Origin of the sequence: Corallococcus praedator (assembly GCF_003612125.1) — a bacterium.
Classification (GTDB): Bacteria; Myxococcota; Myxococcia; order Myxococcales; family Myxococcaceae; genus Corallococcus; species Corallococcus praedator.
Genome location: NZ_RAWI01000437.1, coordinates 1 through 7,266 on the forward strand (window position 1 = coordinate 1; position 7,266 = coordinate 7,266).

7 protein-coding genes are annotated in these 7,266 nt (G+C 70.6%); 5 read left to right on the plus strand and 2 right to left on the minus strand.

The features are described from left to right. The 4 genes from cax to D7Y13_RS35335 form a co-directional block, all read left to right on the plus strand. The coding region (gene cax, locus D7Y13_RS35320) for a calcium/proton exchanger (protein WP_199732974.1) at positions 1-1,113 on the plus strand (1,113 nt) is incomplete at its 5' end. 7 nt (positions 1,114-1,120) lie between these two features. Beyond that, on the plus strand, positions 1,121-2,047 hold the full coding sequence (locus D7Y13_RS35325) for a DMT family transporter (RefSeq protein WP_120537690.1): 927 nt from the start codon (positions 1,121-1,123) through the stop codon (positions 2,045-2,047). Between the two features lie 75 nt (positions 2,048-2,122). Continuing rightward, positions 2,123-3,097, plus strand: a complete 975-nt coding sequence (locus D7Y13_RS35330) for an MBL fold metallo-hydrolase (RefSeq protein WP_120537691.1) — start codon at positions 2,123-2,125, stop codon at positions 3,095-3,097. A gap of 46 nt (positions 3,098-3,143) precedes the next feature. Further along, on the plus strand, positions 3,144-3,767 hold the full coding sequence (locus D7Y13_RS35335; RefSeq protein ID WP_120537692.1) for an MOSC domain-containing protein: 624 nt from the start codon (positions 3,144-3,146) through the stop codon (positions 3,765-3,767). A 21-nt stretch (positions 3,768-3,788) separates the two neighbouring features. Here the strand turns inward: D7Y13_RS35335 and D7Y13_RS35340 are convergent, their stop codons facing one another. Next, positions 3,789-5,099 carry a DUF3943 domain-containing protein gene (locus D7Y13_RS35340; protein ID WP_233595981.1) on the minus strand — a complete coding sequence of 437 codons (1,311 nt, stop codon included), beginning with the start codon at positions 5,097-5,099 and terminating at the stop codon, positions 3,789-3,791. A gap of 394 nt (positions 5,100-5,493) precedes the next feature. Beyond that, positions 5,494-6,972 carry a pentapeptide repeat-containing protein gene (locus D7Y13_RS35345; protein ID WP_199732973.1) on the minus strand — a complete coding sequence of 493 codons (1,479 nt, stop codon included), beginning with the start codon at positions 6,970-6,972 and terminating at the stop codon, positions 5,494-5,496. Positions 6,973-7,016: 44 nt separating this feature from the next. Here D7Y13_RS35345 and D7Y13_RS35350 point away from each other — a divergent pair. Beyond that, the coding region (locus tag D7Y13_RS35350; protein ID WP_253896030.1) for a S4 domain-containing protein at positions 7,017-7,266 on the plus strand (250 nt) is incomplete at its 3' end.

Below are 7,266 nucleotides of genomic sequence, written 5' to 3' on the forward strand. Positions count from 1 at the left end.
CCTGGCACGCCGCCCTCCGCTGCCTCACCGGGCGGTGAGGACCCGGGCGGCTTCAACGTCGACCGCCTCTTCCTGGGGCTGCTGGCGGTGTTCTTCCCGCTGGCCGTCGCGTCGCACTTCTTCTTCCCAGGCACGTGGACGTTCGTCCTCTGCGCCATCGCGCTCGTCCCGCTGGCGCGCCTGATGGGCGAGGCCACGGAGGTCATCGCGCACAAGCTGGGCAGCGGCCTGGGCGGCCTGATGAACGCGTCGTTCGGCAACGCCGCGGAGCTCATCATCGCGCTGGCGGCGCTGCGCTCGGGGCATGGGGACGTGGTGAAGGCGTCCATCACCGGCGCCATCCTGGGCAACCTGCTGTTGGTGCTGGGCGCGGCCATCCTCGCGGGCGGCCTGAAGTATCCCCGGCAGACCTTCAACATGACGGCGGCGCTGTCCGGCTCCGCCATCATGTTCCTGGCGCTCACCGCCATGACCATCCCGGACCTGTTCCACGCGGTGCGCGGGCCGGCCGCGGAGCCCGTGCTCTTCCCCATGTCGGTGGCCATCTCCGTCATCCTGCTCATCGTCTACGCGCTGTCGCTGCTCTTCTCCCTGAAGACGCACGCGCACCTGTACGCGGGCGAGGAGCACGGCACGCCGGAGGAGATGCCCGGCTGGAGCACGAAGAAGGCCGCCATCGTCCTGCTGGCGGCGACGCTGGGCGTGGTGGTGGTGGCGGAGTTCCTGGTGCACGCCATCGAGCCGGCCATCGCCACGTTCGGCTTCACGCACACCTTCGTGGGCGTCATCATCATCGCCATCATCGGCAACGCGGCGGAGCACTCCACCGCCATCCTGATGGCGCTGAAGAACAAGATGGACCTGGCGTTCAACATCGCCTTCGAGTCCTCCAAGCAGATCGCCCTCTTCGTCGCGCCGGTGCTGGTGCTGGTGTCCATCCCCCTGGGGCAGCACCTGACGCTGGAGTTCAGCCACATGGAGGTCGCGGGCATCGCCATCGGCACGGGCGCCGCGGCGCTCATCGCGCTGGACGGCGAGTCCAACTGGCTGGAGGGCGTGATGCTGCTGGGCGTCTACGCCATCCTCGGCGTCGCGTTCTTCTTCATCCCGTAGGCACCCGGTGACGACTCCGGGCGGGGATGGAGCGCGGTGGCGGGCGGACGGGGCGCTGGTGCTCCTCTGCCTGTTCTGGGGCGTGACGTTCGTGGTGGTGAAGGACGCGCTCGCGTTCGCGGACCCCTTCACGTTCATCACCCTGCGCTTCGCGGTGGGCGCGGCCGTGATGGTCGCGCTCGCCGGCCGGCGGATGTTCGCGCCCGGCGTGTTGAGGAAGGGCGTGCTGCTGTCGGTGTTGCTGTTCCTGAGCTTCGCGCTCCAGACGGTGGGCCTGACGGACACCACGCCGTCGCGCGCGGCGTTCCTCACCGGGCTCAACGTCCTCTTCGTCCCGCTGTTCTCCGTGGTGCTGCACAAGCGCCTTCCCCGCTGGGGCACCATCGTGGGCGTGGTGCTGGCGGCGGTGGGCCTGTACGCGATGACGATGCAGGACGAAGGCCCGGTGCGGCCGGGGCACCTCTGGGGCCTGTACCTGGGGGACTGGCTGTCCATCGGGTGCGCGGCGACGTACGCGGGGCACATCCTGCTCACGGAGCGCTTCGCCTCGCGCGACGGCGTGCTGGGGCTGGTGGCGGTGCAGTTGTCGGGCGTGGCGCTGCTGTCCGCGCTGTGCCTGCCGTTCGTGGAGCGGCGGCTGGAGCCGACGCCCGCGCTCATCGGAGCGGTGCTGGCGTGCGGCGTGCTCGCGAGCGCGGTCGCCATTGGCGTGCAGACGTGGGGACAGGCGCGCACCACGGCGGTGCGCGCGGCGGTCATCTTCGCGCTGGAGCCGGTGTTCGCCTCTGTCGCTTCCGTCGCGGTGGGCCGCGAGGTGCTGGGGCCGCGCGAGTGGTTCGGCGGCGCGCTCATCCTCCTGGGCGTGCTCATCTCCGAATTGGGCCCGGTCGTGTGGGACGGATGGCGGGCGCGGGGCCGCCCGCCCGCCTCCTGAGCACCCGACGCGTGGGGTGACGCGTCCGGCGTGGGAGCGCGGGAGTCGGGGGCGCGCTATGACAGCGCCCATCCCATGAGCGTGGAGCTGAGACGAAACGGGCTGCACCTGACGGGCACGCCGCTGTCGCTGGACGCGAAGCGCAAGTCGCCCCTGTCCTTCGTCAGCCACGGGCACTCGGACCACATCGCCCGGCACGAGAGCACCATCGCCACGGCGGCCACGCTGCGCTTCATGGCCCACCGGCTGGGCCCGGTGCGCGCTCCGTTGTCGGTGCCGTTCCGCCGCCCCTTCGAATTGGGGACGCTGACGCTGGAGCTGCTGCCCGCGGGCCACATCCTGGGCAGCGCGCAGCTTCGCGTCACCCGCTCGGATGGCCGGCGCATCGTCTACACGGGGGATTTGAACACCGCGCCGTCGCTCACCGCGGAGGCCACGGAGGTGGCCACGTGCGACACGCTCGTCATCGAGTCCACCTTCGGCCACCCGCGCTACCGCTTCCCTCCGCGTCCAGAGGTGCTGGGGCAGGTGGAGACGTGGCTGCGCGCGCAGCTCACCCGGGGCGTGACGCCGGTGCTCTTGGGCTATCCGCTGGGCAAGAGCCAGGAGGCCATGAAGCACCTGGCCATCCGGGGCTTCCAGCTCGTCGCGCACCCGTCCATCTTCGAGGTGGCCGGGCTGTACGCGGAGCTGGGCGTCCCCATCGAGAACCTGCGCTGCTACGAGGGCCGGGTGGAGCCGGGCGAGGTGCTCTTCTTCCCGCCGCACCTGGCGCGCGGTGGGGGATTGGCGCCCCTCTGGCCCCGGGCGACGGCGGTGCTCACCGGCTGGGCCATGGACCCGGGCGGCGCGCGGCGCTACGGCGCGGACGTGGCCTTCCCGCTGTCGGACCACGCGGACTTCCCGTCGTTGATGCGCTACGTGAAGGACACCGGGGCCCGGGACGTCATCACCTGCCATGGGTTCGCGGAGGAACTGGCCCAGGCGCTGCGGGACGTGGGCACGGATGCCCGCCCGCTGGGCAAGCCACAGCAGATGACCTTGTTCTGAGCGGGCTCTGTTTTGCCGCGCCGAAGCGTTAGAACGGTCGCCCGATATGACCGCACCCGCTCCCTCGCTCTCCGGCCATCTTGCCAACGTGCTGCTGTGCACGGACCCTGAGAAGAAGCGCTTCGTCACCCGGGAGGTGCCCGAGGTGCAGGTGTCCTTCGAGGGCTTCGTGGGGGACCGGCACGCGGGCCTCACGCGGCTCGCGGACGTGCGCACGCCTTGGTTCCCCAAGGGCACGGTCATCCGCAACACGCGGCAGGTGTCGGTGGTGTCGCGCGAGGAATTGGCGGAGGTCGCTGCCACCATGGGCATCCCCAACGTGCTGGCCTCCTGGCTGGGCGCGAACCTGGAGCTCGTCGGGGTGCCCCGGCTGACGCACCTGCCGCCGGGCACGCGGCTGTTCTTCCCGGAAGAGGCCACGCTGGTGATGGAAGGGGAGAACCAGCCCTGCATCCACCCGGGGCGCGCCATCGAGGCGCACCACCCGGACATGAAAGGGCTGGCCAGCCGCTTCGTGAAGGCGGCGTGGCAGAAGCGCGGGCTGGTGGGCTGGGTGGAGCGTCCGGGCCTCATCCGCGCGGGGGATGAGGTGCGCGTGATGCTGCCGCCGCCCGTGACGTACTCGCTGCCCGCCGCGCCGGTGGAAGCGAAGCGCGAACAGGTGGGCTGAAGGCCCTTGCTCCCGTCCGCTTCAGTGGACGGAGATGAAGACGCGCAGTTGGTAGGTGTCCTTCCTCACGTCCGGGAAGGCGTTGAAGCGGCTGTGGCGCTGGTAGAAGTTCGCCTCCCCGCCCAGGCCCAGCCGCCGGTACACGGGCAGGTCCACCTGGAGCTGCCCGGTGCGCACCTGGTGCGAGCCATTGGAGCCGTCCAGCACCAGGGTGTGGGCGACGCCCGCCTCCAGCGTGACGACGTCCCACGTGTCGCGCGCGTAGACGGCCTGGACCTGGAAGCCGCCTCCGACGCCGTAGTCGTAGCGGCGGTTCCTGGCGCTGCTGTGCTCGGAGGAGATGGCGGTGAGGGGGGCGCCGTCCGCCAGCAGCATCGTCTTCAGCGTGGAGCGGGCGGTGAGCTGGTGCCGGTACAGCAGGCCCACGTCCAGGGACTGGCCGCCCATCTCGTACGCCAGCGTGTCCACGTAGCTCATCTGCTGCAACACGGCCAGGCGCAGCTCGTCGCGCTCGGTGCGCAGCAGCGGCTTCGCCACGAGCAGGCCCTGCAGCCGGGCGTGGCTCACCAGATTGCTCTCCTGGGTGGTGAACTGGATCCGCGCTTCGAAGGCGTCGAACGGACGATGGTGTTCGCCCTGGAAGGCGTCCCCGTAGCGCAGGGAGAACTCGGCGAAGAACTGGTCTTCGCCCCAGGCCAGGGATTCGCCGTCGCCCAGCTTCAGGTACCCCAGCGTCCCCCAACTGGCGAGCGTGCCTGGCGTCCACGACGGGGGCTTGGGCTCCTTGCGGGACACGTCGCCGCGCAGCACGCGGTTGAAGCCGCGCACGGGGCTGAGCACGCCCGCGCCCAGCTCGCGCACGAAGCGCCTGCCCCCGGTGGCCTCGGTGTCGAGCACCAGGGAGGACAGCCGGTAGAGCGCTTCACCCATGGCCGCGCCGCCCAGGGTGGTGTTGATGAGGTCGTTGAAGGAGGGCGGCAGGTTCTCCCCGAACAGCTCCCACTGGAGGCTGCCCAGCAGCGTGAAGGGCAGGGAGCCCACGTACGAGAAGCCGTTGTCCCGCGCGGCCGTGAAGTAGAGGCTGCCGTGGTAGGGGTGCGCGATCTGGTTCTCGGGGAACCCGTCTCCGTCCCAGACGAAGCCCGTGCGCAGGTTCTCCTTCCACGTGTGCAGGTCCACCCGGGCATACTCCTTGCCCACCACCCGGTCATAGCCCCACACCACCAGGTTGACGGCGGTGACCTCCGCCAACGCGCGCCAGGGATGACGGGTGGGCGGTGTGGCCTGCGCGACAGGCCCCTCCTTCAGCGGGGCATCCGCGGGCCGCGTCACGGCCTCCTCACAGCCGGGTTCGCTGAGGAGGCCAAGCCGTTGCGCGCACTCCGCCCCTCGCGCGGTGGAGCCCAGCAGGCCAAACGCCAGCAGCGCGCCCCGGAACGCCCAGGGGCTCCGGCCTCCGCCGCCTCGCGCTGCGCCTCCGCTTCGCCCCATCGCCTCCGCCCGCCCCGGAAAAGCCGCCTGCCCCTCGCGCCGCCACGCTGCGAACTCCAACGGTAGGCAGTCACGCACCCGAAAGCGTCCCCGCCTCCAGGGGCGGGGGGATGACGGGAATCCCGCGCGCCGGCCACGCGCCTCGGCCGGAAAAGCAGAAGGCCCGGCACGAAGCGCCTTGCGCGCTCCGACCGGGCCTGCCTTGCCTCACCTCCGCGTCACGGAGGTGGGGGACTCACGCGTCCGGCGACTGGACGATGAGCTTCTCCTTGCCGCACACGTCGCACCGCACGTGCACGAACAGGTCGCCATCGCTGTCCTCGGGCACCTCACCCTCGGGCACGCCCAGCTCCGCCTTGGCCAGCGCCGCCACCTTGGTGGGGATGTCCTGCGCCTTGAGCGACTGCACGTAGGTCATCTCGCGCTCGTGGCACTCGCGCGTCTCCGGACCGGTGAGCCAGGAGGGCTCCATGCCCTCGGGCAGCCGGCTCAAGAGCTCCAGGTTCGACACCGACTCCGCCAGGTACGCCAGCCGTCGCAGCCGCGCCTCCTCCGGCAGGGCCGCGAACACCTGGAAGCCCTCCAGCAGCGCCTGCCGGTCATCGCCGGTGGCCGCCTGCGCCAGCTCCATGGACGCCTCGCTCGACTCCAGCGCCTCGTCCCAGTTGTTCTCCGGGTTGAAGCCCGCCTCCAGCAGCGACGTGTAGAGCTGGGCTGCCGCCATGCGACGGCGGGCCTCGTGCACGTGCTCCACCACCTCGTGCGTCAGGCGCAGCTCCAGCAGCGCGCCCGTGGTGCGCGGATCGATGGAGCCCGTGATGTCATCCACCTCCACCTCCGCGCGCAGCTCACCCTTGAGCTGCTTGGCGGCGGCGAAGCGGAACAGGGGCAGCACGCCCACCTCGCGCAGGTACACCGCCGCGACGTTGGCCTCCTTGCCGCTCATGCGCAGCGCCTTCTGCGCGCGCTCCACCGCGCCGGGGTCCGCCGCGGGCTTCTTGTTCTCCAGCCGCGTCTTCACCGCCTCGCGGTAGAGCGTCTCCAGGGAGCTTCCCGGAGGCAGCCGCTGGGGCAGCAGGGGCCGCAGGCCCGGCACGTCCAGCACCCAGAGCGGGGGCGCGCCCACGTGCTTGAGCGCCCGGAAGAAGAGCGAGCCCGGCGGATCCTGCGGGCGGAAGGGGGGCAGGTCGTCCGGGTGCGCCGGGTTCGAGCCCTCCATCGCGTTGCCGCCACCGTGGCTCTGGCCCAGCATCTTCTCGCGCTGTTCGCGCGTGAAGGCCGTGATGCCCTGGACCGGCGGGGGCGGAGGCGGCGGGGCCTCCTCGCCGTCCAGGCCCGTCACGCGGTCCATGTCCACGTCGTCCAGCTCCAGGTCGTCCAGACCCTTGGCGCCGGTGAAGTCGCATCGCAGGAGCTTGAGTTTTTCGAAGGTACAGCCTTCCAGGTTGGCGCCGCGGAAGTCGCAGTCCTGCAGGCGGCCTCCGTGGAAGTAGGCGTTGGAGAGGTCGGCGTCCCGGAAGTTCATCTTCGACAGGTCACAGCGCTCCCACTCGGAGCCCACCAGTCCGAGCCCGGACAGGTCGGCGTTGGCGGAGAACAGCTGCGTGAACGTGGCGCCGGTATGGTCGGTGGCCACCTGGGACGACTTGCGCAGCTTGTTCCACTCTGCGGAGCCGCTCTGGAGCAGCTTCTCGATAGTTGGGGCTTTCGGCATGGACCGCGAATTATTCGTGTGGTCTGGTCCAGGCGCCAGCACAAATGATCGAGTACCGAATTGAAGCCGACACCGTCGGGATGCGGCTGGACAAGCACCTGCGCAAGCGGATGCCCAACGTCCCGGTCAGTCACCTCTTCAAGATGATCCGCACCAAGAAGGTGCGGGTGAACGGCAAGCGCGCGCAGCCGGAGCAGTTGCTCGCCGAAGGAGACGTGCTCACCATCCGCGGCACCGAAGAGCAGCTCACCCTCGCGGAGCGTCCGAAATCGGACCGTCCGCCCCCCCCTCCCC

Coding starts and splice junctions, on each gene's coding strand:
- D7Y13_RS35330 (WP_120537691.1), top strand. CDS start 2,123: ATGAGCGTGGAGCTGAGACGAAACGGGCTGCACCTGACGGGCACGCCG.
- D7Y13_RS35335 (WP_120537692.1), top strand. CDS start 3,144: ATGACCGCACCCGCTCCCTCGCTCTCCGGCCATCTTGCCAACGTGCTG.
- D7Y13_RS35345 (WP_199732973.1), bottom strand. CDS start 6,972: ATGCCGAAAGCCCCAACTATCGAGAAGCTGCTCCAGAGCGGCTCCGCA.